Genomic DNA, 24,837 nt, shown 5'->3' with positions numbered 1-24,837 from the left:
TTTAGCATAAGAAGATTTTCATTGTGCGCTTGCGCCCTAGCTGAGGATGACTGCCGTGTCCGACTACAAAGCCTTTAATGTCGCGTTGGCAGATAAGGTCGCCCATGTGGTGATCAATCGCCCGGAAAAAGTCAACGCGATGAACGCGGACTTCTGGCGCGAAATCATCGAGATTTTCCGCTGGGTCGATGACACCGATGAGGTGCGCGCAGTGGTGATCTCCGGTGCAGGAAAACATTTCTCCTCAGGCATCGACCTGATGATGCTGGCCTCGGTGGGTAGCCAGCTGGGTCCGGATGTTGGCCGTAATGCCGAAAAACTGCGGCGCAAGATTCTCGAACTGCAAGCCTCGTTCAATGCCGTGGACAATTGCCGCAAGCCAGTGCTTGCAGCCATTCAAGGCTATTGCCTGGGTGGTGCGATCGATCTGATCTCGGCCTGCGACATGCGTTACTCGACGACCGATGCGCAGTTCTCGATCAAGGAAATTGATATCGGCATGGCCGCTGACGTTGGCACCCTGCAGCGTCTGCCGCGCATTATTGGTGATGGCATGATGCGTGAGCTGGCCTTTACCGGTCGCACCATTGGTGGTGAAGAGGCATGCAGCATTGGTCTAGTCAATCGTACCTATGCCGATGTTGATGCCTTGCTTGATGGCGTGATGGGCATCGCCCGCGAGATCGCCAGTAAGTCGCCGGTGGCAATTCGTGGTACCAAGGAAATGATTCGCTACATGCGTGATCACCGGGTCGATGACGGCCTGGAATATATCGCCACCTGGAACGCCGCCATGCTGCAATCGGCAGATCTACGGGTGGCCATGACGGCTCATATGAGCAAGCAGAAACCGGAGTTCGCTGACTGATGTTGCCCTTCCATCTGTTCTTATCACCGACGCGGGAGGCGCAATAACTCATGGTTTCTGGAGCCACGTCGCTTAATCTGGTGCGCGATGAACTGTTCACCACCATGGAGGAGGCTGAGTCGAGCCTCGAACACTTTATCGCCGACCGCCACAATGGCAGCCTGCTGCAACAGGCCGTGGAAAACCTGCATCAGGTACGCGGCACGCTGAACCTGATCGAGCTGGCCGGCGCCGAGTTGCTGGCCCAGGAAGTGCTGGATCAGGCCACCGATATTCCTGCCGGCGCCGGTGAAGAGCGCGATGTGCAGCTTTCCGCGTTGAGTAACGCATTGCACGTGCTGCGCCGTTATCTGGAAAACGTTGAAGCTCATCGCCAGGAAATGCCGGAACTGCTGCTGCCGGCAATCAATGATCTGCGTCAGGCCGGTGGTCAGCCTGCCTTGCCGGAAAGTTTCTTTTTCAGTGCGCGCCTTGACCACGCTCGCCCACGTACCGCTCCGCCATCGGTTGATGGTGCCGCACGTGAAAGTGAAGGGCGCCGTCTGCGGCATATGTATCAGGTAGGACTGCTGGGTTTTATCCGCGAGCAGAACCCGCAGGCCAGCCTCAAGCTGATGGGGCGCGCACTGACGCGACTCGATAGCCTGTTTGCCAACGAGCCACGCGGTCGCCTGTGTTGGGTCGGTGCTGCCGCCGTTGAGGCGCAGGTCGATGGTCAGCTGCTGGCGCGCAAGTCGCGTAAGCAGCTGTTCTCGCGGATTGACCGCGAACTCAAGCAGATGCTCGCCAATGGGCAGTACGAGGCGCCGCGGGGACTGCTTAAGGAATTGCTCTATCTGGTGGCCCTGGCGGATACCCGTGGGCCGCAAGCGGCAGCCCTCAGTGAAGTCTTCGGCCTGACGCCGCTGCCCTTTACCGATCATTTGCTGGAAGAGGAATACCAGCGTCTGTCAGGCCCGGGTCAGGCGGTCATGCGTTCGCTGAGTTCGGCGATTCGCGAAGAGCTCAACAGCGTCAAGGATATGCTTGACCTGATTGAGCGCGGCACCCTGCAAGGCGACAGCCTCAATAGCCTGCATACCTTGCTCGGCAAACTGAGCAAGACCCTCGGCATGGTTGGCCTGAGTTCGGCGGGCAACTCTCTTAATGCTCAACTGCAAACCGTTGCCAGTTGGAGCGAGGAACACGCGCCAGCACCTCAGGAGCTGCATAAGCTGGCCGATGCCGTGCTGTACGTTGAAGGCATGGTTGCCAGTCTGGAGCGCGGCGAGCGCCGTGAAACGCGGCCTGCGCAGGCGCAGCCGGGTGACGAGGCCGAGTCCTTTGCCCTGCATCAGCTTAATGAAGCACGCATCGTCGTGGTCGATGAGGCTCAGGCCGGTCTGGCTCTGGCCAAGCGTGCAATTACCGCGTACCTGGAGTCGGGTGGCGAGCGCATGCGACTTTCCAACGTACCATTCAGTCTGCAAGCCGTGCGTGGTGGGTTGTGGTTCCTCGGTCAGGAGCGTGCTGCGCTGCTGGTGGGTGCCTGCGCCGATTACATCCAGCAGCATATGTTCGACGCATCGCAGATGCCGTCCGAGCAGATGCTGGAAACCCTCGCCGACGCGCTGAGTAGCCTGGAGTACTACCTCGAGGCCGGTGCGGTGATGCGGCCGGAAACGCAGCCGAGCGTGCTTGATCTCGCCGCAGAAAGCGTGCGGGCCCTGGGCATGCCGCTGGAGGCTTGAGCATGCAACGCTGGCAACCCAGTCTGCTCGATAATCAGCAATCCGGTGGCTGGGTGGTCGTGCACTGCAAGCAGCACTTTCTCGCGGACAGCAACGGTGTGCTGTTTCCCCGCGAATGGCTGAAAAAACAGGATTTGCCGATTATCGCCGAACATGGCCTTGGCCATTTTGATGGTGATGCGGTCTATCTGTTGGAGCTTGGCCAGCCTTTCGACATGCCGGGCTGCGCCTGGCAGAGTCTGCGCCAATTTATGCTGCAGGGCGATGCCGATACCTTCAAGTTACTCAGCTATGCCACCCAGATTGGCACCTGGGCCAGCCAGCATCGTTTCTGTGGCAGCTGTGGTGGAGCGATGCAACATGTGCCGGGCGAACGCGCGATGCACTGCGTGCGCTGTGAGCTGCAGCATTATCCGCGGCTTTCACCAAGCATGATCGTGCTGGTTACTCGCGGCGATGAGATTCTGCTGGCGCGCTCGCCGCGCTTTGTTTCCGGGGTCTACAGCACCCTGGCAGGCTTCGTGGAAGCGGGGGAGTCGGTCGAGCACTGCGTGGCCCGTGAAGTTCGTGAAGAGGTTGGGGTCGAGATCAGCAACCTGCAGTACCTGGGTAGCCAGGGTTGGCCGTTTCCGCATTCGCTGATGCTGGGCTTCCATGCCGAATACGCCGGTGGCGATATCGTCATGCAGGTCGATGAAATCGAGGATGCGCAGTGGTTCAGTGTGCATAACCTGCCGCCACTACCGGCTTCGCGTTCGATTGCCCGTTATCTGATTGACGTCTATGTGGCGCGTCGTCTAGGCCAGGCCGAACCAGTGCTGCCAGGCTAGGCGTGCGGTCAACGCCAGTACCACCAGAATAAATACCGGGCGGATAAACTTCGAACCGCCCTTGATCGCTGTGCGTGCCCCGAGAAATGCGCCGACCATCAGCGCCATCCCCATGCAGACACCTAGCAGCCAGGCCACTTGCCCGCTGATTATAAATACAGTCAGGGCGCAGATATTGCTGACGAAGTTCATGCTGCGGGCCACGCCGCTTGCCTTGACCAGGTCGAGCGGGTAGAGCAGCAGACTGCTGACCGTCCAGAAGGCGCCAGTGCCGGGCCCCGCGACCCCATCATAGAAACCCAGGCTGAGGCTTTGCGGCCACTGTCGGCCTCTGGCAATCGGTGCCTCGGCGAGCAGCGGTGCATCCGGGGTCTTGCCGAACAGCAGGTACAGGCCGCAGCCAAACACCACGGCAGGTAACAGCTGATTCAACCACTCCGAGGGCAGCCACTGCGCCATGGCAGCGCCTAGCAGCGCGCCGACGGCCGTGCCGATCAATGCATTGCGCCATTGGTCGGGGTCAAACAGTTTACGCCGGTAGAAAGTGTAACTGGCGGCGGCTGAGCCAAAGGTTGAGCTGAGTTTATTGGTGCCCAGGGCCAGGTGCGGCGGCAAGCCGGCAGTGAGTAGCGCGGGGATGGTCAGCAAACCGCCGCCGCCGGCAATTGCATCGATAAAGCCGGCAATAAACGCGACCAGGGCGAGAATCGCCAGGGTGGTCAGGTCAACACTGAGTTCAAACGGGAAAGCCATTGAAAAACACGTCCTGTGTCTAATTGTGGTGTTCTCTTGCTGTTCTACAGCTAGGTAGCTGCGCATAATGCCGGCAATTTCAAGCATAAGGAATGCATGGCGATGCAATATGGCGGACTGGCATGGGCAACGGCATTGCTGGGGTTACTGGCGGTGTTTGTTGCGGCGCGCATCCTGTTCAATCGGCACTGGTTTCTCGGTTGGTTGCGTGGTACCTGCGGCCTGGCATTCCTCGCCCTGGCGGCGCTGATTGGTCTGCTGGCCAACGATTTGCGCAGCTACGCAGCAATTCCTGAAGGTAAGCCGCTGGCCACATTGAGCTTCAAGGCTGACGGCCCGTTGTATCGCGTCAGCGTGCTGGAGGGCGGTCGTGAACGCACGCTGACCATGGAGGGCGACCTCTGGCAGCTGGATGCGCGCTTCCTGCAGTGGAAAGGCCTGGCCGAATTGATTGGTTTGCAGCCAGGTTATCGCCTGGAAAAACTCTCGGGGCGTTTTCTTTCCATCGAACAGCAGAGCCTGGCCCAGCATACCCGTGTCGAGCTGGCGCACAGCCCGTATGGCATCGATCTGTGGCGCTGGCTGCGATTGGGCCAGCATGATCTGTTTATCTTCGACCCCCAGGCGCACCGGGTAACTTACCTGCCGTTGGCAGATGAGGCGGTGTACAGCATCAACCTGACACCTGCAGGCTTGCTCGCCGAGCCGATGAATCCGGCGGCCAAGCAGGCGCTCAAAGACTGGCAGTAAATTCCAGGAAGTAAAAAGGGACCCGAGGGTCCCTTTTTTATTGGATGGCCTATCTCAGGAGAGGAAGCCACCGTCCACATTCAGCGCCACGCCCGTGGTGTAGCTGGAGGCGTCGCTGGCCAGGTATAGTACGGTGCCGGCCATTTCACTCGGATCGGCCACGCGCTTGAGCGGGATGCGCTGCAGGGCGACTTTGAGAATGGCGTCGTTCTTGGTCAGGGCCGAGGCAAGCTTGGTGTCGGTCAGGCCTGGCAGCAGGGCGTTGCAGCGGATGCCGAACTGCGCGCACTCCTTGGCGAAGACCTTGGTCATGCTGATTACGGCGGCCTTGGTCACCGAGTAGATGCCCTGGAATTCGCCCGGCGAGACGCCGTTGATCGAGGCCACATTGATAATGCTGCCACCACCGTTGGCCTTCATCAGCTTGCCGCCTTCGATGGACATGAAGTAGTAGCCACGGATGTTCACATCCACGGTCTTCTGGAATGCGCCCAGATCGGTGTCCAGCACGTTGCAGAACTGCGGGTTGGTGGCGGCGTTGTTGACCAGCACATCGAGGCGGCCGAATTGCTCTTTGATCTGCGCGAAGACATTGCTGATCTGCTCCATTTCGCCAATGTGACAGGCAATCGCAGTGGCCTTGCCGCCGTCGGCGATGATGGCATCAGCGACTTTCTGGCAGTCATCAATCTTGCGACTGGAGACGATGACATGAGCGCCTTGTTGGGCCAGCAGTTTGGCAATGGCCTCGCCGATGCCACGGCTGGCGCCGGAGACGAAAGCGATCTTGCCGTCGAGGTCGAACAGATGGGTTTTGGACATGGGATTTTCCTTTCTTATTGAGAACGTATCCAAAGTCTGCTGCGCGTCGGCCCTGCTGCGTTAAAAACAGGCTCGGAATGCTCATTTACAAAAGTAAACTCCGCTTCCTCGCCGTTTTGACCAGCCGGAGGCTGTTACTACGTAGCGCCTTGCATGGCTCTAGCTCGCAAGCCTTTGAATGGGTTCTATGAGGCCTGTTCGGCCGTTTACAGCTGCGATTTATTGATGACCTGCAGGCTCATCTGCTCCAGCAGTTTGTTCATGTGAATGAACTGCGCGAAGCGCTTGTCCTGGGTCTGGCCATGGAAGTAGCGGTAGTAAATCTGCTGCACGATGCCGGCCAGGCGAAACAGGCCGTAGGTGTAGTAGAAATCGATGCTCTTGATTTCGATGCCCGAGCGTTCGGCGTAGTAATCGGCAAACTGCTGACGGGTGAGCATGCCTGGTGCATTGCTCGGCTGTCGGCGCATCATCTGGATCGGTGCCGAGTCGCCGGCTTCGATCCAATAGGCGAGGGTGTTGCCCAGGTCCATCAGCGGGTCGCCGATGGTGGTCAGCTCCCAGTCCAGCACGCCGATGATCTGGCTTGGGTTCTGTGGGTTGAGAATCACGTTATCGAAGCGGTAATCGTTGTGTACGATGCCGGGCTTGTGGTGGTCTGCTGGCATCTTGTCGCGCAGCCAGGCTTTGACCGGTTCCCACAACGGGGCGTCGGGGGTCAGGGCCTTATCGTAGCGATCACTCCAGCCGCCGATCTGCCGTTGCACATACCCTTCGGGCTTGCCCAGGTCGCCCAGGCCGCAGGCCTGATAGTCGACGTTGTGCAGCTCGACCATCTTGTCGATAAAGCTCTTGCACAGCTCGCGGGTTTGCTCGGCGTTGAAGTTCAGTTCAACCGGCATGTCCGAACGCAGGATGATGCCGTTGACCCGCTCCATCACGTAGAACTCGGCACCGATTACCGATTCCTCGGTGCAGTGCACGTAGGCTTTCGGGCAGTAGGGGAAGCCGGCGTTGAGTTGATTGAGGATGCGGTACTCGCGGCCCATGTCGTGGGCGGATTTGGCCTTGTGGCCAAAGGGCGGGCGGCGCAGGACGAATTCTTTGTCCGGGTATTCCAGCAGGTAGGTCAGGTTCGAGGCGCCGCCCGGAAATTGGCTGATGCGTGGCTCGTCCGTCAGACCGGGGATATGCGCCTTGAGGTACTGGTCGATGACCGCGGCGTCGAGTTCTTCGCCTTCGCGGATACGGGTGGACTGGTCAGTAAGCGCCATGTTTATCCCTTCTGCTTATGATGGGTGCCTAAGATAATTAGCTAATCTAATGCTGCAACCTGTGGCTCACAAGGATTACACGCCGTTATAGGTGGGCGTGTTGCTGCCCAATCAAGCTGCCTGATTGGCCATTAAAGCTCGGTTTTTAGTCATAAAAAAACCGGAGTCGAGGACTCCGGTTTGTTCTGTAGCGTAGTTGCCTTGCCGCTTAAACCGGGAACAGCTCGCCCAGTTTCATGGCCAGCATCATGTCGCCTTCGGCGCGCAGTTTGCCGGACATGAAGGCTTGCATACCGTCGGTTTCGCCGCTGGTGATGCCTTTCAGGGTTTCGGTGTCCATGATCAGGGTCACGTTGGCGTTGGCATTGTCGCCTTTCTCAACGGCGCAGGTGCCGTCTTTGACGATCAGAGCGTAGTTCTCGCCGTCTTCGATGTTGAATTGGAACACCAGGTCCAGGCCTGCAGCGGCACCGGCGTTGAATTTGGACTGCATGGTATTGACGATGTCTGCAACGCTCATGGTTTCTTCCTTTTTCTCAGGTTTTTTCTAGCGCCCGTGATGGGTGCAGTGGGCCGGAGCTCATCGATAAGTGATGAGCTCCGGCGCCTTCAACAGCTGCAAATGCACATGGCTGTTGAAGGAAGCCAGGCTCACTTGGCTGCCGCGAAACTTCAGGCAGCTTAGTGAGGTGTTAACAATCTGCCAGTTCAGCTCGAAAGCCTGCGCAGGCGCGATACCGGTAATCAGGTGCAGCAGCGCGGTAATAGTGCCGCCCGAGGTGAATACGGCAATGTTCTGTTTGCTGTCAGCCTGCTCAAGCAGGCGGGTGAGGCCGCCCTGGACCTGCTCGACGAAGCCTTGCCAGCTTTGCAGTTCCGGCATGTCATGTTCGCCAGAAATCCAGCGGCCAATCAGCTTGGCGAACAAGCGCTGAAATTCGGCACGGTTGCTCGCGCCGTTACGCAGGGTATGCATGGCTTCAGGTTCTTCGCCAAGCATGCCCGGCAGCAGGCTGCGGATCACTGCGTCTGCGTCGAACTCATTAAAGGCAGAGTCAATGTCCAGTTGCGGTATGGCAATGCCGGCATCGTGCAGTTGCTGTAAGGCGCTGTTAGCGGTGTGTTGCTGGCGGCGCAGATCACCACTGACACTGCGATCAATCCGCGTGCCGAGTTGTGCGAGGTGCGCGCCCAGCACTTCGGCCTGGCGAATTCCGATGGGCGATAGCACATCGTAATCGTCTGCACCGAAGGAGGCTTGGCCATGTCGAATCAGGTAGATGCTGCCCACGTCCGCTCGATTCCGGTACGTTGAAAGTTTCGCGAGGGTATGAGGAAGCTCAGGAGCTGTCAACGTAAAAACATACGCTTGTTTGAATTGCATGAGTGCGCTGAATAGCGGTGGTCTGTTTGCTGGCCGCCAATCCATGGCCTCGGTATGCTTGGGCACTATTCAGCGCGGCCGATGAGCGCGCGCTGCCATTGGAGCAAGGGGGAATTCGTGGAGTTTTTTGCAGAGTACATCGGCTTTCTGGCCAAGACAGTGACCCTGGTTGTGGCCATTCTGGTGGTGTTGGTATCGATTGCCGCACTGCGCAGCAAGGGCCGGCAGAGCACTGGCCAGCTGCAGGTAAATAGGCTCAATGACTTTTTCAAGCAGTTGCATCAGCGAATGGAGCACGCGGTGCTCGATAAGGAGCAACTGAAAGCCGCGAGCAAGGCCGAAGCCAAGGCCGCTAAGCAGGAGAAAAAGGCTGGCATCCACAAGCCGCGCGTCTACGTGCTGGATTTCGATGGCGATATCAAAGCGTCGGCCACCGACAGCCTGCGCCACGAAATCACTGCTTTACTGACTATGGCAACGCCGCAGGATGAAGTGGTGCTGCGTTTGGAAAGTGGCGGCGGCATGGTGCACAGCTATGGCTTGGCCTCTTCGCAGCTGGCGCGCATTCGGCAGGCGGGTGTACCGCTGACCGTCTGTATCGACAAGGTAGCGGCCAGCGGCGGCTATATGATGGCCTGCATTGGCGAGAAGATCATTTCCGCGCCGTTCGCCATTCTTGGCTCGATTGGCGTGGTTGCTCAGCTGCCTAATGTGTACCGCCTGCTGAAGAAGCATGACATCGATTTTGAAGTACTTACCGCTGGTGAGTACAAGCGCACCCTGACCGTGTTCGGCGAGAACACTGAGAAGGGCCGGGAGAAGTTCCAAGAAGACCTGGAAACCACCCACGAGTTGTTCAAAGGCTTTGTTGCCCGCTACCGACCGTAGCTGGATATCGACCAGATTGCCACGGGTGAAGTCTGGCTTGGCCTGGCGGCGCTGGAGAAACAACTGGTTGATGAGTTGAAGACCAGTGACGAATACCTGGCAGAGCGCGCCAAGAGCGCCGAGCTGTTTCATTTGCACTATGCCGAGAAGAAAACCCTGCAGGAGCGCGTTGGACTGGCGGGCAGCGTAGCGCTGGATCGTTTTGTTCTGAGCTGGCTGAGTCGTTTGAATCAGCAGCGTTTCTGGTAATCGATCCGTCACACAGAGGAAGAACATGAGCAAGTTCAGTGCATTGCAAGCCCGTGAAAGCGCAGCGGGCGATTTCGAACAGGTGATTGTGCAGCGCGATATCGGTGACTTGCCCGCTGGCGAGTTGCTGATTCGAGTCAAATACTCCTCGCTCAACTACAAGGATGCGTTGTCGGCCAGCGGTAACCGCGGCGTGACCAGAAACTTTCCACACACACCTGGCATTGATGCTGCAGGCGTGGTGGAGGCCTCCAGCGTGGCCGAATTCAGCATCGGTGATGAGGTAATCGTCACCGGTTACGATCTGGGCATGAACACCTCGGGCGGTTTTGCTCAATACATTCGTATTCCTGCCAGCTGGGCACTGAAACGGCCCAAGGGCTTGTCGCTGCGCGAGGCCATGGTGCTTGGTACCGCCGGGCTGACCGCAGCACTGTGTGTCGACAAGCTGGAACAAAGCGGGCTGACGCCGGATGCCGGCACCGTACTGGTGACGGGTGCCACAGGTGGTGTTGGCAGTGTCGCGGTGGCTTTGTTGACTGCCCTGGGCTACCGCGTGGCGGCATCGACCGGCAAGGCCGAGCAGGCGGATTACCTCAAGGCGCTAGGTGCGCAGCAAATTGTGCTGCGTTCTGAGTTACAGGAAGGCATCGATAAGCCGATGCTCAAGGAACAGTGGGCTGGCGCGGTGGATTGCGTGGGCGGGGATATCCTGTTCAACGTGGTCAAATCGATGCGCTACGGTTCCAGTGTTGCCTGCTGCGGCCTGACAGCCGGGGTCGGTTTCAAGGGCAGTGTGCTGCCGTTTATTCTGCGCGGAGTGAACCTGCTGGGGGTCGATTCGGTGGAGTTACCGCTGGTGGTCAAGGCGTCGATGTGGGACAAGCTGTCGTTGCAATGGAAGGTCAAGCTCGATGCACTGGTCAGCGAGGTAACGCTTGAGCAATTGCCGGCAACCATTGCGCAGATCCTGGCTGGCAAGCAGGTCGGGCGCGTGTTGGTCAATCTGGCTTGATGGCTAGCGTGTCTGATAAGGCCCGGTACTTCCGGGCCTTTGTGTTTCTGGGGCTCAGGCTTGACTGATGTACATGGTGATGTCTGCACGGAACACAGCTTTGTCGCCGACAAAGGCTTGCACAGGCACAGTGACGTCACCCAGCTGGTTCCAGTCGATGGCGCTGCCATCGGCCACGGCGCGAATATCACCATCAGCCTTTGCCAGGTATTCCACAGTCATTCCGCGCGGAATCCAGCGGCAACCCTTCGGGATCGACGCGTCAGTCATAGTGCCAGCAGCCAGTTCAGCGGCATTGCACAGGGCAATGGCGTGTACGGTGCCAAGATGGTTGAGCACTTCTCGGCGTTTGGGAAAGGTGACTTCAGCGTAGCCTGGGCGCAGCTCAACGAATTGTGGGGCGATGCTGGCGAAGTAGGGCGCGACCTGGCCAATCATGGCGCTGAACTGCACCGGGCCTGCTTGCTGGAACATCTGTAACATCTGGCTCATGGACTTCTCCTGGGCGGATTGGCGTGATGGATTGAGTGCGCGCCAGGGCAGTGTACAAATATTAGAATTAAATTCTAGAATTATTTTCTTGTTGATGGCTGTACGAGGAAAGCATGGCTCGTCGTTCCCGCAAAGATGAAATCCTCCAGGCCGCGTTGGCCTGCTTTACCGAGGTCGGTGTTGATGGCACCACCATCGAGATGATTCGTGACCGTTCCGAGGCCAGTATCGGCAGTCTGTATCACCATTTCGGCAACAAGGAGCGGATCATCGCCGCGCTCTATCTGGCAGGTACGGCAGAGTATGCGGCGATGCTGGAAGAAGGCTTTGCCACGGCTGACAGCGCCGAGGCTTGCGTCAAGTTGCTGGTCACCAGCTGTATCGACTGGGTGGTGGCGAATCCTGATTGGGCGCGTTTTGTTCTGCACAGCCGCAGCCGGGTTGAGGCGGGAGAAATGGGCGAGCAGCTGCGGGAGGCAAACCGCGAGCACTTTCAGCGCATCTTTGCCGCGCTATCGCGCTACCGTGAAGAGGGGCTGTTTAAGGCCATGCCGGTGGACTGTTTTGCTTCGGTGATTATCGGGCCAACCCACGACCTCGCGCGTAACTGGTTGGCGGGGCGTACGCAAACGCAGCTGGCGGATTGCCGCGAGTTATTGGCGCAGCTGGCCTGGGACAGCGTGAAAGCCTGAAATAAAAAGCCCCGCAGTGCGGGGCTTTTCAGTGCTGAGCCAATCAGGCGCGGCGGCGGAACAGCGGCAAGGGCTGATCCGTGGAGGCCTGATAGACCTCGCTGAACTCCTCGAAGGCTTTCAAGGCATCCAGCGGGTCTTTGTCCTCGCGCAGGGCGAAGGCATCGAAGCCCACGCGCAGGTAGGAGAACAACTGATCGCGCAGTACATCGCCGATGGCGCGCACTTCACCTTTGTAGCTGTAGCGGTTGCGCAGCAGGTAGGCGGTGGAGCAGTGGCGGCCATCGGTGAACGCCGGGAAGTTCAGCGCGATAACCTGGAAGTTATCCAGCTGATCGGCGATTTCTTCGATTTCCTCACCGGCATCCAGCCACACACCCAGGCCGCCATCGCGGGCCTTGAGTGCGGTGCTGTGCTCGACCCAAAGTGTCAGCGGCACAATCAGGTCGTCGCAGTTGGAAATACCATCCAGCGTGGCGTCTTTGGGCAGCAGGTGCCAGCTTTCGTCTACCAACTGGCCGTTCTTAATGATTCGCTGCATATACGCGCTCCTTGAACGGGTCGACGCCGATACGGCGGAAGGTGTCGAGGAAACTCTCTTCTTCGGTGCGGCGCTCGACATAGACCTTGATAATCTTGTCGATCACATCGGCCATGTCCGCTTCGGCGAAGGAGGGGCCGAGGATCTGCGCCAGGCTGGCGTCACGACCGGCGCTGCCGCCGAGGGACACCTGATAGAACTCCTGACCTTTCTTGTCCACCCCGAGGATGCCGATATGGCCAACGTGGTGGTGACCGCAGGCGTTCATGCAACCGGAGATGTTCAGGTCGATATTGCCGATGTCGAACAGATAATCCAGGTCGTCGAAACGACGCTGAATGGCTTCGGCAATCGGGATCGACTTGGCGTTGGCCAGCGAGCAGAAGTCGCCGCCCGGGCAGCAGATGATATCGGTCAGCAGGCCGACGTTCGGCGTAGCAAAACCGTTTTCACGCAGCTCGCCCCATAGGGTGAACAGCTGCGCCTGCTCGACATCCGCGAGGATGATGTTCTGGTTGTGGCTGTTGCGCACTTCGCCAAAGCTGTAGCGGTCGGCCAGGTCGGCGATCACGTCGAGCTGCTTGTCGGTGACATCGCCTGGCGCCACGCCGGTCGGCTTGAGCGACAGAGTAACGGCGACATAGCCCGGCGTCTTGTGGGCGAAGGTGTTGCGCTGACGCCAGCGGGCAAAGCCTGGGTGTTCGGCATCCAGGGCCGCCAGTGCGGCATCCTGATCGTCGAGGGCTTTGTAGCTTGGGTCGATAAAGTGCGCTGCAACGCGGGCGACTTCGGCGTCGGTCAGGGTAGTCGGGCCATCTTTCAGGTGAGCCCACTCAGCATTGACGCGCTCGGCGAAGACTTCAGGCGTCAACGCCTTGACCAGAATCTTGATGCGCGCCTTGTACTTGTTATCACGACGGCCATAGCGGTTGTACACACGCAGGATGGCGTCGAGGTAACTGATCAGGTGCTGCCACGGCAGGAACTCGTTGATAAAGCTACCAACGATCGGCGTACGACCGAGACCGCCACCGACGGAGACGCGGAAGCCCAGCTCGCCGGCGTCATTCTGTACCGCTTCCAGGCCGATGTCATGCACCTCGATCGCTGCACGGTCGCTCACGGCACCGTTGACGGCAATCTTGAACTTGCGCGGCAGGTGGGTGAACTCGGGGTGGAAGGTCGACCACTGACGGATGATCTCGCACCACGGGCGTGGGTCGATGATTTCATCCTTGGCCACGCCGGCGAACTGGTCGGTGGTGGTGTTACGGATGCAGTTGCCGCTGGTCTGGATGGCGTGCATCTGCACGGTGGCCAGCTCGGCGAGAATGTCAGGCACATCTTCCAGATCCGGCCAGTTGAACTGCACGTTCTGACGGGTGCTGATATGCGCGTAACCCTTGTCATAGTCACGGGCAATCTTGGCCATCATGCGCACCTGGGCGGACGACATCAGACCGTACGGCACGGCAACGCGCAGCATGGGCGCAAAGCGCTGGATGTACAGGCCATTCTGCAGGCGCAGCGGGCGGAACTCTTCACCGCTCAGTTCACCGGCGAGGTAACGGCGGGTTTGATCGCGGTACTGCTTGACGCGGTCTTCGACGATTTTTTGGTCGTACTGGTCGTATACGTACATGGGGTGTCCTGTTATCAGGCTTTTAGAACCCGTTTCCGATCTGCTGCGCGTCGGCCCTGCGGCGTTAAAACAGGTTCGGAATGCTCATGTACAGCTCGTACACTGCGCTTCCTCGCCTGTTTTTGCCTGGCATGGCTCTAGCTCGCTATATCGTAAACCGGCTCTCACAGCTAATCAGCGCGCACGGCCGCGCACTCCCTGCGGAGCCGGAGGAAGATACCAGCTCAGGGTTATGCGCAAAAGTGATGTTTGAGTATATGGAAAGAACTTAAAGGGATAAGGCGGCCGTTGAACATAGCCCCACGGCTTGAGTAAGCGGCCATGCTGGTCTTAACTGCACAAGACGATTCACCCATAAGCACAACTAAAGGAGGTAGTCCATGAGCGAACACAGTGAACCGGATAATGCTGACAGCGTGGTCGATGCCAAGGCCATATTCGCCTTGATTGTGATTTTCGTTGTCACCGCGGTGTTCTGGGTCAGTCAGCAATAAGACCTAGCAGCGGCTAAAGCACAAAGCGGGATCAGTTAACTGATCCCGCTTTTTTATTGTCCGCAGAGCAGGGTTGGTAGTCAGTGGCAGCTAAGGCTGTCGGCTTGGCGATAGAGCATAAGCAACTTGCGTGTAATGGACTGCTGAATATCGTCACGCTCGAAGGTCGATAGCCGGGTCAGGCGGCTGACCTGCAGGCGATGCAGGTGAATGTAGGGCATCTGCTGATCAAACTCGCGCAGGTCGCCCTTCATCATGATCGGCAGGAAGATATCGCCGGCCTTCTTCTGGTTGCTGATGATTTGCGCCAACGCCGGTTTGAACGGCATGGTTTTCGGTGCCGGGCCGCCTTCCTTGATCATCGTAGTCAGCAGCAAGCCAGGCTTGCGCAGAACTACGCCGGGCAGCACGCATAGCCCGGTTTTACGCACAGCATGCGCTTCGATGCCATGCAGGGTGTCATGGAAGGCGTAGGGGTTGGGCAGCACCACCATCTTGCGGCCCATATCGCTTGGGAAGTGCAGGTCGTAGTTGGTGTATAGCTGGCGCGTCGACTCCGAGTACACGCACAGGCGGTTCTCGAACAGCTTGATAAAGCGTTCCGCCAGCTCGCGCCGGGCGATGCTGTCCAGATCCCAGATCAGGTCCTGATTCTGCGGTTTGCTCAGGTCGACTTCCTGGTGCTCCATATCGCTCATTGCGTTCTCATACCCTGAACTGTCCAAGCAGCCGGTTGAGCTGCTCGGCCAACTGACCTAGGTGTTGCCCGGCATCACTGGATTGTTGCGCCGCCAGGGCATTGTTATGGGTCAGGCTGGCTGCCTGGGTGACGTTCTGATTGATGTCTTCGACCACGTGCGATTGTTGCAGTGTCGCGCTGGCGATGGAAGCGTTCAGACCGGTGAGATTACGCAGGCCGCTGGCGATCGACGTCAGGCTGGCGCCGGCTTGACTGGCTTGCTCGATGGTCAGCTGCGAGGCTTTGCTGCTGTCGTTGATCACCTTGACCGCGGCTTCCGAGTTGCCTTGTAAGCGCTCGATCATCACCTGGATTTCCGCCGTGGATTTTTGCGTGCGCTGCGCCAGCAGGCGTACCTCATCGGCAACCACTGCAAACCCACGGCCTTGTTCGCCGGCTCGCGCAGCTTCGATGGCGGCATTGAGCGCCAGCAGGTTGGTCTGTTCGGCAATCGAGCGGATCACCTCCAAGACGCTGCCAATCTGCGTGCTTTCCTGGGCCAGGGCTTGAATCACCGTTACGGCCTGGTCGATGGTACCGGACAATTCGTTGATCTGCCGCAGGCTTGCTTCAATGCTCTGCTGGCCTTGCAGGGCTTGCTCTTCTGCGGCGTGCACTTCGGAGGAAGCGTGCTCGGCGTTTTTTGCCACATCCTGCACGCCATAGGTCACCTCATTTATGGCGGTGGCTACCAGTTCCATCTGTTGTGATTGCTGTTCGCTGTGCTGCTGCGCCTGGCCGGAAACCTCGCCGAGGTTGCGTGCGGCGGTATCCAGTTGGCCGGCGGAGTCTAGGGATTGCTTGATCACCAGACGTAGCTTGTCGGTAAAGGCATTGAAGTGACGGGACAGGGCAGACAGCTCATCGTTGCCATGGGTGTCGAGGTTGCGTGTCAGGTCACCGTCGCCGCTGGCGATATTGGCCATGGCGCTGACGGCGTGCTGCAGGGGCTGGGTGATGCTGCGTACGATCAGCACAATCAGCAGGGCGACCAGCGCGGCAATCACCAGGCCGATCAGCATGGCTTTTAGCGCCTGGGCCTGGAACTCGGCCTGCACATCGTCGACATAGACGCCTGAACCGATGATCCAGCCCCAGGGCTGGAACAGTTGCACATAAGACACCTTGGGCACGGGATCGCTGGCGCCCGGTTTTGGCCAGCGGTAATCGACATGGCCGGCGCCCTGGCGTTTGCTGATGGCGACCATTTCATTGAACAGTGCCTTGCCATCGGGATCCTTGAAACCCGAGAGGTCCTGGCCTTCAAGTTTGGGGTTGGTCGGGTGCATGACCATCACCGGGGTTTGGTCATTGATCCAGAAGTATTCCTGGCCGGCGTAGCGCAGGCCGCGGATGGTTTCCATCGCCTGCTTCTGTGCATCTTCGCGAGCTATGCTGCCGGCAGCTTCCAGGGCGTGATAGTGCTGCAGAACACCGGCTGCGCTCTGTACCACGTGCTGAGTTTTTTCGGCTTTGGCGGCGTACAGGTCGCTGTGGATCTGCTTGAGCAACAATGCGCCCTGAATAATCAGCATAAGGATGGCGACCACCAGGATCAGCCATAGGCGACGGTTAATGGGCAGGCTGCGCAGGCTATTCATGGAGTTGTTCTCCCTTGTTGTTTTAGGCGCTGGGTCGCCTCTTATAGGCCAGGAGTATTACCTGGTTGCGTTAGACCTTAGGCTAATTGGCAGATAAGCAGAGTGTAGGCGAGCTATTGCATGAGGCGTTTCAGGCGTGGAGTGCATTTGCGGGCAGCGTCGCGTGCATTAAATACGCAGGTTCTCTGCTAGGATTTGCGCCATTGCGGGTTAAGTACGTGATTTGATTATTTTTTCTGTCGGCAGGAACCTTTTATGAATGGTTCGGTCGGACGCCCTCACAAGTTCATCAGCATATTTGTTGTTCGTGCCTGATAACGCACGTATTTAGGAGCGGGGATGGATCTTTGGGTTGCCGTACAGGCACTGATTCTGGGCGTTGTGGAAGGCGTGACCGAGTTTCTGCCGATATCCAGCACCGGCCACCAGATCATAGTTGCCGACCTGATTGATTTTGGCGGCGAGCGGGCGATGGCTTTCAATATCATCATCCAGCTGGGGGCGATTCTCGCAGTGGTATGGGAGTACCGACGCAAGGTTCTCGCCATCGTTGTCGGGCTGCCTAAAGAGCCGCAAGCGCAACGCTTCACGGCTAATCTGCTAATTGCCTTTCTGCCGGCCGTGGCGCTGGGTGTACTGTTTGCCGACCTGATTCACCATTACCTGTTCAACCCGATCACTGTAGCCCTGGCGCTGGTGGTGGGCGGGGTGATCATGCTCTGGGCTGAGCGGCGCACGCATCTGGTACACGCCGAGAGCGTGGATGACATGACCTGGAAGGATGCACTGAAGATCGGTTGCACCCAGTGCCTGGCGATGATTCCGGGTACTTCACGCTCCGGTGCGACGATTATCGGTGGCCTGCTGTTCGGTTTGTCGCGCAAAGCGGCGACCGAGTTTTCCTTCTTTCTCGCCATGCCGACCATGGTCGGTGCCGCGGTGTACTCCGGTTACAAGTACCGCGATCTGTTCCAGGCCAGTGATCTGCCGGTATTTGCCATTGGCTTTGTCACCTCCTTTATCTTCGCGATGATCGCGGTGCGGGCGCTGCTCAGCTTTATTGGCAAGCACAGCTATGCGGCGTTTGCCTGGTACCGCATTGGTTTCGGCTTGCTGATTCTGGCGACCTGGCAGCTGCAGTGGATTGACTGGAGCACGGCGCAGCTTTGATTGCTTAGGCTGTATTCGGCAGATGGATTAAGGGGGCACCCTCGGGTGCACCTTTGTCATAGTGGCCTCGGGTAATGGGGGCGCATATGCATCAGATCGAGCAGCACATCCTTCAGGTCAACGGCATTGATCTGAGTCTATACAGTGCCGGCCCCGCGACTGGGCGGCCGGTCTGGTTGCTGCACGGCTTTCCCGAGTGCTGGCATTCCTGGCGCCAGCAGATTGCGCCGCTGACGGCTGCCGGTTATCGCGTGCTGATCCCGGAAATGCGCGGTTATGGCCAGAGCAGTGCACCGCGTGATCCGGCTGCCTACGATGTGCTGACGATCTGCGGTGATATTCAGGCGGCCATGGATCGGCTGGGGCAGCAGCAGGTCTGTGTGGTCGGCCACGACTGGGGCGCACCGATTGCCTGGGTCGCTATGGCAGTGCCGTTTGGCGGACGCCCCAGGCAGCCGGCCATCGAGATCATGCGTCAACTGTACGCTGAGCGCTTTCACTACATCCTGCATTTTCAGCAGCCAGGCGTAGCCGAGGCGGAAATGGATGCCGATATTCCTCGCACCCTGCGCATGATGATGTACAACACCTCGGCGGCCGTGCCCAAGGATCACTTTCTGCAGGAAAAGCCGGCCGGGGCAGGGCTGTTTGATGGCATGTTTGACCCCGGCACGCTGCCTGTCTGGTGTGACAACGCGGCATTCGAGCACTACCTGAAAACCTTCGAGGGTCGCGGTTTTTACGGGGCACTGAACTGGTACCGCAATTTCGAGCGCAACTGGCTGCGCACTGAGGTCCTGGCGGATCGGCAGATCGAGCAGCCAGCGCTGTTTCTACTCGGTGATCAGGATCCGGTCGGCACCTTGGAGGCTTACACTCTCAAGCAGATGCCCAAACGTGTGCCCCAGTTGGAGCAGCATGTGCTGAGTGAGTGCGGCCACTGGATTCAGAACGAGCAGGCCGAGTGGGTCAATCAGCTGCTGCTGGCGTTTCTCGCTCGGCATTTTCCCCGTTAAACCTAGATCGGCTGATCCCAGCGGCTGAAGGCTTCGCTGATATGTTCGATCCACGCCCGCACGGCTGGCAGCATGCCGCGTCTGTGGGTGTACACCGCTTGCAGATTAGCGGCGGGCAGCGTCCAGTCAGGCAGTAGGCGGATCAGTCGGCCATCAGCCAGTTCATCCAGGCACAGGGGCGCGGGCAGCATGGTAAACCCCAGGCCACTTATGGCGGCGTGTTTGCGCACGTTGAAGTCCTCAATGGCCAGGCGAGCTTCCAGCACAACTTCCTGTACGCGTCCGCTGTCATGCTGCAAACGCAGGTGAATTTTGCGGTCCGCTTCCAGGGCTCCCAGGGCCGGCAGTGCGGATAGGTCATCAGGCGTGCTGATCTTGACCTCCATCAGCAAGGCAGGTGCGGCCACCATAAAAGCCTGTGCCGGACGCAGGCGGCGAGTGATCAGCGTCGGGGCTTCATCCTCGGCGCTGCGCACACGCAAGGCGACGTCAACGCCCTCGTTGAGCAGGTCGATGCGCCGATTGGTTTGAATCAACTCTAGTTGCACCTTGGGGTAGGCCGCGAGAAAACTCACCACCAGCTCCGAGAGCAGGGCGATACCGCCTGGTGCGCTGACCCGCAGGCGGCCGCGCGGTTCGCTGGTCAGACTGGCCACGGTTTCCTCGGCTTGTTCGGCCTCCTGCAGCATGGCCTGGCAATGGCGCAGGTAGCGCTCACCGATATCGGTCAGCGCCAGCTTGCGCGTGGTGCGTTGCAGCAGGCGCGCGCCCAGACGGTTTTCCAGTTCGGCAATCCGCCGCGACAGGCGTGATTTGGGGATGCCAAGGGTGCGCCCGGCTGCAGCGAAGCCGCCGGCTTCCACAACCTTGGCAAAGTAGAACAGGTCATTGAGGTCGTGCATGGCTTTATCGTCCTATCAGTGGGACTGAACTATCGCATTTTTGCCAACTAATCGGCTATTGCTTTCATTGATAGTATCTCCAGCATCTTGATCGCCGTGGGGCGATCTCAATTTGGAGATTGTCATGAAATTACTGCACCTCGATTCCAGCATCCTCGGCGACTCGTCCGCTTCCCGCCAACTCAGCCGTGCCGTAGTTGACGCCTGGCTCGTGGCTGAACCTGAAGCGCAGGTGAGCTATCGCGACCTGGCCAGCGATGCGCTGAGCCATCTGTCGGCAGCCAGCCTGGTGGCAGGCGGTACTCCAGCCGAGCTGCGTGATGCAGCGCAGAAGCATGAGGTCGAGCTGGCTGAAAACACCCTCAATGAGTTTCTTGCGGCCGATGCCATCGTGATTGGCGCGCCGATGTACAACTTCACCGTACCAACTCAGCTCAAGGCCTGGATTGATCGTGTGGCGGTAGCCGGCAAGACCTTCGCCTACGATGAAAACGGCCCCAAGGGCCTGGCGGGCGGCAAGAAGGTGGTGATCGTTTCCACCGCTGGCGGCATTCACGCCGGCCAGCCAAGTGGTCAGGCCCACGAAGACTACCTGCTGCTGGTGCTGCGTTTCCTTGGCATTACCGATATCGAAATCGTCCGCGCCGAAGGCCTGGCCTACGGTGACGAGCCACGTGCCAACGCTTTCGCGGCGGCGCAGGCGAAAGTTGCGGAGTTGTTCGCCACTGCCTGATGGCACCGCATAAAGCAAAAAGCCCGCTCAACTGAGCGGGCTTTTTCTTGGACGCAGGTTACTGCCGGTTTAGACGATCACGCCCTGGTTACGCAGGTAGTCATCGTAGGTGCCGCTGAAATCGGTGATGCCGTTGGGCGACAGCTCGATAATGCGGGTTGCCAGGGAGCCAACGAACTCACGGTCATGACTGACGAAGATCAGCGTGCCCGGGTAGTTCTCCAGCGCCAGGTTGAGCGCCTCGATGGATTCCATGTCCAGGTGGTTGGTCGGTTCGTCCATCACCAGCACGTTGGGCTTTTGCAGGATCAGCTTGCCGAACAGGATGCGGCCTTGCTCACCACCAGAGATGACTTTTACCGATTTGAGGATTTCATCGTTGGAGAACAGCATGCGACCCAGCGTGCCGCGGATCATCTGCTCGCCGGTGGTCCACTGGCCCATCCAGTCGAACAGGCTGACATCGTCTTCAAAATCGTGGGCGTGGTCCTGGGCGTAGTAGCCGAGTTCCGCGCTGTCGGTCCATTTCACCGTACCGGCATCCGGGGTCAGTTCGCCCATCAAGGTGCGCAGCAGGGTGGTCTTACCGATACCGTTCGGACCGATAATCGCCACGCGCTCGCCGGCTTCAACCTGGAAACTGAAGTTCTTGAACAGCGCCTTGCCGTCGAAACCCTTGGCCACTTTGTCGATCATCACGGCCTGGCGGTGCAGCTTCTTGTTCTGCTCGAAGCGGATAAACGGGCTGACGCGGCTTGACGGCTTGACCTCGGCCAGCTGGATCTTGTCGATCTGCTTGGCGCGGCTGGTGGCCTGCTTGGCTTTCGAAGCGTTGGCCGAGAAGCGGCTGACGAAGCTCTGCAGTTCGGAAATCTGCGCTTTCTTCTTGGCGTTGTCGGCCAGCAACTGCTCGCGCGACTGGGTCGCTGCAGTCATGTACTCGTCATAGTTGCCGGGGAACAGGCGCAGCTCGCCGTAGTCCAGGTCGGCCATATGGGTGCAGACCGAGTTGAGGAAGTGACGGTCGTGGGAAATGATGATCATGGTGCTGTTGCGCTGCACCAGGATGTTTTCCAGCCAGCGGATGGTGTTGATATCCAGGTGGTTGGTCGGCTCGTCGAGCAGCAGCACTTCCGGGTCGGAGAACAGCGCCTGGGCCAACAGCACGCGCAGCTTCCAGCCGGGAGCGACTTCGCTCATCGGACCAAAGTGCTGCTCCAGCGGAATGCCCAGGCCGAGCAACAGCTCGCCAGCGCGGGATTCGGCGGTGTAGCCGTCCATTTCGGCAAACTCACCTTCCAGCTCACCGACCTTCATGCCGTCTTCTTCACTCATCTCCGCCAGGGAGTAGATGCGGTCGCGTTCGGCTTTGACCTTCCACAGCTCTTCGTGACCCATGATCACGGTGTCGATCACGCTGAATTCTTCGTAGGCGAACTGGTCCTGGCGCAGCTTACCCAGGCGTACGTTTGGCTCCAGCATCACCTGGCCAGCGCTCGGCTCCAGATCGCTGCCAAGAATCTTCATAAAGGTCGACTTACCGCAGCCGTTGGCCCCGATCAGGCCGTAACGGTTGCCGTTGTTGAACTTCACGGAAACGTTCTCGAACAGGGGCTTGGCCCCGAATTGCATGGTGATGTTGGCGGTGGAGATCACGAATCTTGGTCCAGATAAACGGGCGCACGTGCGCGAAAGGGGCGCGATTGTAGCGGTTTACGGCCACAAAAGGCAGCAGATGGGACGGGCGGAATGTCTATTCGAGCTGTTTGGCCGTGCTGCAGGACATGTCATGGGCTGCCCTGGCGAACGCCCTGTCAATGCGGAAAGCCCAATCGGCTTGTCGGCAGTTCGCTAAGGGATGGTCTGAAGTAGCCATGTATTTCTGGCTGACTTCAGCCCCCGCCGATTTTGAAAGCGGCAAATCGATCAAAAACGATCAGATTACCCATTCATTTCTGTGTTTTTAGCCGCCGCGAGTAGCTCGCGGCAGCCATTTCCCGCATTACAGGCGCACCTCTCCTGCATTGGTCAGTAAATGTCGGCGTGCCATCCACAGGTTCGACAGCGCGAACAGCGTCATCAGTTGCGCCGTGTTCTTGGCCAAGCCACGGAAGCGTGTCTTTACATAACTGAACTGACGCTTGATCACCCGGAACGGGTGCTCAACCTTGGCGCGCACCTGGGCCTTGGCCTTCTCGATCTTGCGTTTGGCTTTGTACAGCGGGCTGCTCTTACCCAGCTTCTTATAGGTGCTGCGGCGGGCAGCAACCTGCCAGATCACCTCGCGCCCATCATGTTCGGGGCGCTTTTCGACGCCGGTATAACCCGTATCGGCGCACACCACGTTTTCCTCGCCGTGCAGCAACTTGTCGACCTGAGTGACATCCGCCACGTTGGCCGCCGTGCCTACCACGCTGTGTACCAGCCCCGACTCGTCATCCACGCCAATGTGCGCCTTCATGCCGAAGTAGTATTGGTTGCCCTTCTTGGCCTGGTGCATCTCTGGGTCGCGTTTGCCGTCCTTGTTCTTGGTCGAACTCGGCGCATTGATCAGCGTGGCATCGACGATGGTGCCTTGGCGCAACGACAGGCCACGGTCGCCAAGATAGCCATTGATGACGGCCAGGATGCCGGCAGCCAACTCATGTTTCTCCAGCAGACGACGGAAGTTGAGGATGGTGGTTTCGTCGGGGATACGTTCCAGACTCAGCCCGGCGAACTGCCGCAGGATAGTGGTCTCGTACAGCGCTTCTTCCATCGCCGGGTCGCTGTAGCCGAACCAGTTCTGCATCAGGTGCACACGTAGCATCGCCATCAGCGGATAGGCCGGCCGACCGCCTTCACCCTTGGGGTAATACGGTTCGATCAGTGCGATCAAACCCTTCCACGGCACCACCCGATCCATCTCGATCAGGAACAACTCTTTGCGGGTCTGCTTGCGTTTGCCGGCGTACTCGGCATCGGCGAAGGTCATTTGCTTCATCGGAAAACTCGGCGGGTGGCGTCCGGGCATTTTGCCAAAATCAGGAAGTCTTATTCAGAGTTTCCCTAAGGGGGTTATCGGCCTAGGACGCAGCCGTAATCGGCCGAGTTCTGCGGCAAGCAGGCTTCGATCTTCAGAATTGCCTGCTGATAGCCGCAACCAGTATGCCGGCTGCGATTGCAGGCAGAGGTTTCTTTACCAGCAGCATGACAATTGCGGTAGTCAGCAAGGCCAGTCGTGCGCTCATATCGCCATCAATTGCCATGGGGGTCAGAATGGCCACCAGCACCGAACCGGACATCGCGCTGATGAACTGCTGAACCCTGTAGCTGATTGGCACATACGACATCACGAACACGCCACCCCAGCGGGTCGCCAGTGTTACGGCCGCCATGATCAGGACGATGATCAGCGTGCCAAACCCCGTTGTTGCAATACTCATTTCTTCTTCTCCATCCACAGAGCACCCAGGACGCCGCCTGCCAGTGCACCGACAACCACATGGCTATTGTCCGGTAGATACCAGTAGGCCAGCAGCGAGGAACCGGCGGCGATTGTCCAGATAAGCAACAGGCGCAGGTTCTTTTCGCCGCCCACGGCCATCGCCAGCAGGAAGCACCCCATCACCATGTCCAGGCCGAAGCTTTTGGGATCATGAATGGCACCGCCGAAATAGATGCCCAGCCAGGTGCCGAAGATCCAGAATGACCACAGCGCAAGGCCTCCACCGAGCAGCAGACCGAAGCCCGGTTTACCGCGATTGAAGGCCTGTATGGCCAGGGCCCAGTTGGCATCGGAGGCAACCAGCATCACGCCATAGCGTTTTGCCGGGGATAAATGACGCAGCCAGGGATACAGCGATGCGCCCATCAGCAGGTGACGCGCATTGATGGCAAATACGGTGAGGGCCAGCGGAATGAGGGCGATGTGCACGCCCCACAACTCCAGCGCGGCGAACTGTGAGGCACCGGCGAAAACCAGGGTGCTCATCAGCACGGTCGAGGGGTTATTTAATCCAGTCTGTACTGCCGCCAGGCCAAAAGCTGCACCGAAGGCGATAACGAAAATGGAAAGAGGGACGAGTTGCTTGAAACCCGCCCACACATCCTGGCGGCTGAATTCATGCAACTGCCTGGTGTTGTCCGACATCTTGCAGCCTCTACTTCGTTTCTAGTCTGTTTATGCACTGCGTTCCTCACGGGTGAGTGGGCAGCAGGGCAGAACTATGCACCTAGGCGCCTTGTGAAGGAAAACACAGAATTCAGCAGC

The 24,837-nt window shown here is 58.7% G+C and carries 23 protein-coding genes and 3 pseudogenes; 10 read left to right on the top strand and 16 right to left on the bottom strand.

Annotated elements, in window-relative coordinates; translation table 11 throughout:
* Nucleotides 1-55 precede the first annotated feature (55 nt).
* From BLW24_RS21200 to nudC, 3 genes are read left to right on the top strand one after another with little or no spacing between them, the layout of a single operon-like run.
* Complete coding sequence (locus BLW24_RS21200) at nt 56-868, top strand: crotonase/enoyl-CoA hydratase family protein (RefSeq protein ID WP_090387822.1); 813 nt, start codon at nt 56-58, stop codon at nt 866-868.
* Between the two features lie 50 nt (nt 869-918).
* Complete coding sequence (locus tag BLW24_RS21195; RefSeq protein ID WP_090386689.1) at nt 919-2,598, top strand: FimL-related protein; 1,680 nt, start codon at nt 919-921, stop codon at nt 2,596-2,598.
* A 2-nt stretch (nt 2,599-2,600) separates the two neighbouring features.
* Entirely contained in the window at nt 2,601-3,428 is an 828-nt protein-coding gene (gene nudC / locus BLW24_RS21190) for an NAD(+) diphosphatase (protein WP_090386687.1), read from the top strand.
* On the opposite strand, the gene BLW24_RS21185 is transcribed toward nudC, so the two are convergent.
* Complete coding sequence (locus BLW24_RS21185) at nt 3,396-4,181, bottom strand: TSUP family transporter (RefSeq protein ID WP_090386685.1); 786 nt, start codon at nt 4,179-4,181, stop codon at nt 3,396-3,398. The two genes, nudC and BLW24_RS21185, sit on opposite strands and share 33 nt — an antisense overlap.
* Nucleotides 4,182-4,283: 102 nt before the next feature.
* On the opposite strand from BLW24_RS21185, the gene BLW24_RS21180 reads away from it, so the two are divergent.
* Nucleotides 4,284-4,931: a hypothetical protein gene (locus tag BLW24_RS21180; protein WP_090386683.1), complete on the top strand. Its 648-nt coding sequence runs from the start codon at nt 4,284-4,286 to the stop codon at nt 4,929-4,931.
* Between the two features lie 54 nt (nt 4,932-4,985).
* On the opposite strand, the gene BLW24_RS21175 is transcribed toward BLW24_RS21180, so the two are convergent.
* From BLW24_RS21175 to BLW24_RS21160, 4 genes are all read right to left on the bottom strand, one after another.
* Nucleotides 4,986-5,753 (bottom strand): SDR family oxidoreductase, encoded by a 768-nt coding sequence (locus tag BLW24_RS21175; protein ID WP_090386681.1) that lies wholly within the window; start codon nt 5,751-5,753, stop codon nt 4,986-4,988.
* A gap of 206 nt (nt 5,754-5,959) precedes the next feature.
* Nucleotides 5,960-7,027 carry a phosphotransferase family protein gene (locus BLW24_RS21170; protein WP_090386679.1) on the bottom strand — a complete coding sequence of 356 codons (1,068 nt, stop codon included), beginning with the start codon at nt 7,025-7,027 and terminating at the stop codon, nt 5,960-5,962.
* Nucleotides 7,028-7,235: 208 nt separating this feature from the next.
* Nucleotides 7,236-7,547, bottom strand: a complete 312-nt coding sequence (locus BLW24_RS21165) for an SCP2 sterol-binding domain-containing protein (RefSeq protein ID WP_090255840.1) — start codon at nt 7,545-7,547, stop codon at nt 7,236-7,238.
* Between the two features lie 60 nt (nt 7,548-7,607).
* Nucleotides 7,608-8,318 (bottom strand): histidine phosphatase family protein, encoded by a 711-nt coding sequence (locus BLW24_RS21160; protein ID WP_090386677.1) that lies wholly within the window; start codon nt 8,316-8,318, stop codon nt 7,608-7,610.
* A gap of 210 nt (nt 8,319-8,528) precedes the next feature.
* Here BLW24_RS21160 and sohB point away from each other — a divergent pair.
* Nucleotides 8,529-9,548: pseudogene (gene sohB / locus BLW24_RS21155) on the top strand (protease SohB).
* A gap of 25 nt (nt 9,549-9,573) precedes the next feature.
* On the top strand, nt 9,574-10,563 hold the full coding sequence (locus BLW24_RS21150; RefSeq protein ID WP_090386675.1) for a YhdH/YhfP family quinone oxidoreductase: 990 nt from the start codon (nt 9,574-9,576) through the stop codon (nt 10,561-10,563).
* 54 nt (nt 10,564-10,617) lie between these two features.
* On the opposite strand, the gene BLW24_RS21145 is transcribed toward BLW24_RS21150, so the two are convergent.
* Nucleotides 10,618-11,055 carry a hotdog fold domain-containing protein gene (locus tag BLW24_RS21145; RefSeq protein ID WP_090386674.1) on the bottom strand — a complete coding sequence of 146 codons (438 nt, stop codon included), beginning with the start codon at nt 11,053-11,055 and terminating at the stop codon, nt 10,618-10,620.
* A gap of 113 nt (nt 11,056-11,168) precedes the next feature.
* Between BLW24_RS21145 and BLW24_RS21140 the strand changes: the two genes are divergently transcribed.
* The gene (locus BLW24_RS21140; protein ID WP_090386673.1) at nt 11,169-11,747 is read left to right on the top strand and encodes a TetR/AcrR family transcriptional regulator; all 579 of its coding nucleotides are present in this window, start codon (nt 11,169-11,171) and stop codon (nt 11,745-11,747) included.
* A 43-nt stretch (nt 11,748-11,790) separates the two neighbouring features.
* On the opposite strand, the gene BLW24_RS21135 is transcribed toward BLW24_RS21140, so the two are convergent.
* The 5 genes and pseudogenes from BLW24_RS21135 to BLW24_RS27280 all read right to left on the bottom strand — a co-directional run.
* Nucleotides 11,791-12,288: a DUF934 domain-containing protein gene (locus BLW24_RS21135; protein ID WP_090386671.1), complete on the bottom strand. Its 498-nt coding sequence runs from the start codon at nt 12,286-12,288 to the stop codon at nt 11,791-11,793.
* Nucleotides 12,272-13,930, bottom strand: a complete 1,659-nt coding sequence (locus BLW24_RS21130; RefSeq protein ID WP_090386668.1) for a nitrite/sulfite reductase — start codon at nt 13,928-13,930, stop codon at nt 12,272-12,274. The genes BLW24_RS21135 and BLW24_RS21130 overlap by 17 nt, the downstream gene beginning before the upstream one ends.
* 574 nt (nt 13,931-14,504) lie before the next feature.
* The gene (locus BLW24_RS21120; RefSeq protein WP_090386664.1) at nt 14,505-15,122 is read right to left on the bottom strand and encodes a hypothetical protein; all 618 of its coding nucleotides are present in this window, start codon (nt 15,120-15,122) and stop codon (nt 14,505-14,507) included.
* A 7-nt stretch (nt 15,123-15,129) separates the two neighbouring features.
* Nucleotides 15,130-15,900: pseudogene (locus BLW24_RS27285) on the bottom strand (methyl-accepting chemotaxis protein); the annotation flags it as partial.
* 135 nt (nt 15,901-16,035) lie between these two features.
* Nucleotides 16,036-16,698: pseudogene (locus BLW24_RS27280) on the bottom strand (cache domain-containing protein); the annotation flags it as partial.
* A 405-nt stretch (nt 16,699-17,103) separates the two neighbouring features.
* Here BLW24_RS27280 and BLW24_RS21110 point away from each other — a divergent pair.
* Both BLW24_RS21110 and BLW24_RS21105 read left to right on the top strand, forming a co-directional pair.
* A complete protein-coding gene (locus BLW24_RS21110; RefSeq protein WP_090386660.1) occupies nt 17,104-17,934 on the top strand; it encodes an undecaprenyl-diphosphate phosphatase in 831 nt (276 codons plus the stop codon).
* 86 nt (nt 17,935-18,020) lie between these two features.
* Nucleotides 18,021-18,950 carry an alpha/beta fold hydrolase gene (locus BLW24_RS21105; protein WP_090387821.1) on the top strand — a complete coding sequence of 310 codons (930 nt, stop codon included), beginning with the start codon at nt 18,021-18,023 and terminating at the stop codon, nt 18,948-18,950.
* 2 nt (nt 18,951-18,952) lie between these two features.
* Here BLW24_RS21105 and BLW24_RS21100 read toward each other — a convergent pair whose 3' ends face one another.
* Nucleotides 18,953-19,852: a LysR substrate-binding domain-containing protein gene (locus BLW24_RS21100; RefSeq protein WP_090386658.1), complete on the bottom strand. Its 900-nt coding sequence runs from the start codon at nt 19,850-19,852 to the stop codon at nt 18,953-18,955.
* A gap of 124 nt (nt 19,853-19,976) precedes the next feature.
* Here BLW24_RS21100 and BLW24_RS21095 point away from each other — a divergent pair, with 124 nt between their 5' ends.
* A complete protein-coding gene (locus BLW24_RS21095) occupies nt 19,977-20,585 on the top strand; it encodes an FMN-dependent NADH-azoreductase (RefSeq protein WP_090386656.1) in 609 nt (202 codons plus the stop codon).
* Nucleotides 20,586-20,654: 69 nt separating this feature from the next.
* Here the strand turns inward: BLW24_RS21095 and BLW24_RS21090 are convergent, their stop codons facing one another.
* The 4 genes from BLW24_RS21090 to BLW24_RS21075 form a co-directional block, all read right to left on the bottom strand.
* A complete protein-coding gene (locus BLW24_RS21090) occupies nt 20,655-22,241 on the bottom strand; it encodes an ABC-F family ATPase (protein WP_090386654.1) in 1,587 nt (528 codons plus the stop codon).
* A 346-nt stretch (nt 22,242-22,587) separates the two neighbouring features.
* Nucleotides 22,588-23,568 carry an IS5 family transposase gene (locus BLW24_RS21085; RefSeq protein WP_090386651.1) on the bottom strand — a complete coding sequence of 327 codons (981 nt, stop codon included), beginning with the start codon at nt 23,566-23,568 and terminating at the stop codon, nt 22,588-22,590.
* A gap of 133 nt (nt 23,569-23,701) precedes the next feature.
* Nucleotides 23,702-24,010, bottom strand: coding sequence for an AzlD family protein (locus BLW24_RS21080; protein WP_090386649.1), 309 nt, complete (start codon nt 24,008-24,010; stop codon nt 23,702-23,704).
* On the bottom strand, nt 24,007-24,717 hold the full coding sequence (locus tag BLW24_RS21075; protein ID WP_090386647.1) for an AzlC family ABC transporter permease: 711 nt from the start codon (nt 24,715-24,717) through the stop codon (nt 24,007-24,009). Before BLW24_RS21075 ends, BLW24_RS21080 begins: the two co-directional genes overlap by 4 nt.
* Nucleotides 24,718-24,837 lie beyond the last annotated feature (120 nt).

Source organism: Pseudomonas anguilliseptica (genome assembly GCF_900105355.1).
GTDB classification, from domain to species: domain Bacteria; phylum Pseudomonadota; class Gammaproteobacteria; order Pseudomonadales; family Pseudomonadaceae; genus Aquipseudomonas; species Aquipseudomonas anguilliseptica.
Note: the sequence above shows the minus strand (reverse complement) of the source record. Positions and strands in the feature narration are given on the sequence as shown.

What these genes read in the sequence shown, in the direction of transcription:
- BLW24_RS21075 (WP_090386647.1), bottom strand. Translation starts at nt 24,717, where the DNA reads ATGTCGGACAACACCAGGCAGTTGCATGAATTCAGCCGCCAGGATGTG.
- BLW24_RS21135 (WP_090386671.1), bottom strand. Translation starts at nt 12,288, where the DNA reads ATGCAGCGAATCATTAAGAACGGCCAGTTGGTAGACGAAAGCTGGCAC.
- nudC (WP_090386687.1), top strand. Translation starts at nt 2,601, where the DNA reads ATGCAACGCTGGCAACCCAGTCTGCTCGATAATCAGCAATCCGGTGGC.
- BLW24_RS21195 (WP_090386689.1), top strand. Translation starts at nt 919, where the DNA reads ATGGTTTCTGGAGCCACGTCGCTTAATCTGGTGCGCGATGAACTGTTC.
- BLW24_RS21080 (WP_090386649.1), bottom strand. Translation starts at nt 24,010, where the DNA reads ATGAGTATTGCAACAACGGGGTTTGGCACGCTGATCATCGTCCTGATC.
- BLW24_RS21150 (WP_090386675.1), top strand. Translation starts at nt 9,574, where the DNA reads ATGAGCAAGTTCAGTGCATTGCAAGCCCGTGAAAGCGCAGCGGGCGAT.
- BLW24_RS21130 (WP_090386668.1), bottom strand. Translation starts at nt 13,930, where the DNA reads ATGTACGTATACGACCAGTACGACCAAAAAATCGTCGAAGACCGCGTC.
- BLW24_RS21120 (WP_090386664.1), bottom strand. Translation starts at nt 15,122, where the DNA reads ATGAGCGATATGGAGCACCAGGAAGTCGACCTGAGCAAACCGCAGAAT.
- BLW24_RS21165 (WP_090255840.1), bottom strand. Translation starts at nt 7,547, where the DNA reads ATGAGCGTTGCAGACATCGTCAATACCATGCAGTCCAAATTCAACGCC.
- BLW24_RS21105 (WP_090387821.1), top strand. Translation starts at nt 18,021, where the DNA reads ATGCATCAGATCGAGCAGCACATCCTTCAGGTCAACGGCATTGATCTG.
- BLW24_RS21170 (WP_090386679.1), bottom strand. Translation starts at nt 7,027, where the DNA reads ATGGCGCTTACTGACCAGTCCACCCGTATCCGCGAAGGCGAAGAACTC.
- BLW24_RS21110 (WP_090386660.1), top strand. Translation starts at nt 17,104, where the DNA reads ATGGATCTTTGGGTTGCCGTACAGGCACTGATTCTGGGCGTTGTGGAA.
- BLW24_RS21180 (WP_090386683.1), top strand. Translation starts at nt 4,284, where the DNA reads ATGCAATATGGCGGACTGGCATGGGCAACGGCATTGCTGGGGTTACTG.
- BLW24_RS21085 (WP_090386651.1), bottom strand. Translation starts at nt 23,568, where the DNA reads ATGAAGCAAATGACCTTCGCCGATGCCGAGTACGCCGGCAAACGCAAG.
- BLW24_RS21100 (WP_090386658.1), bottom strand. Translation starts at nt 19,852, where the DNA reads ATGCACGACCTCAATGACCTGTTCTACTTTGCCAAGGTTGTGGAAGCC.
- BLW24_RS21175 (WP_090386681.1), bottom strand. Translation starts at nt 5,753, where the DNA reads ATGTCCAAAACCCATCTGTTCGACCTCGACGGCAAGATCGCTTTCGTC.
- BLW24_RS21185 (WP_090386685.1), bottom strand. Translation starts at nt 4,181, where the DNA reads ATGGCTTTCCCGTTTGAACTCAGTGTTGACCTGACCACCCTGGCGATT.
- BLW24_RS21140 (WP_090386673.1), top strand. Translation starts at nt 11,169, where the DNA reads ATGGCTCGTCGTTCCCGCAAAGATGAAATCCTCCAGGCCGCGTTGGCC.
- BLW24_RS21145 (WP_090386674.1), bottom strand. Translation starts at nt 11,055, where the DNA reads ATGAGCCAGATGTTACAGATGTTCCAGCAAGCAGGCCCGGTGCAGTTC.
- BLW24_RS21095 (WP_090386656.1), top strand. Translation starts at nt 19,977, where the DNA reads ATGAAATTACTGCACCTCGATTCCAGCATCCTCGGCGACTCGTCCGCT.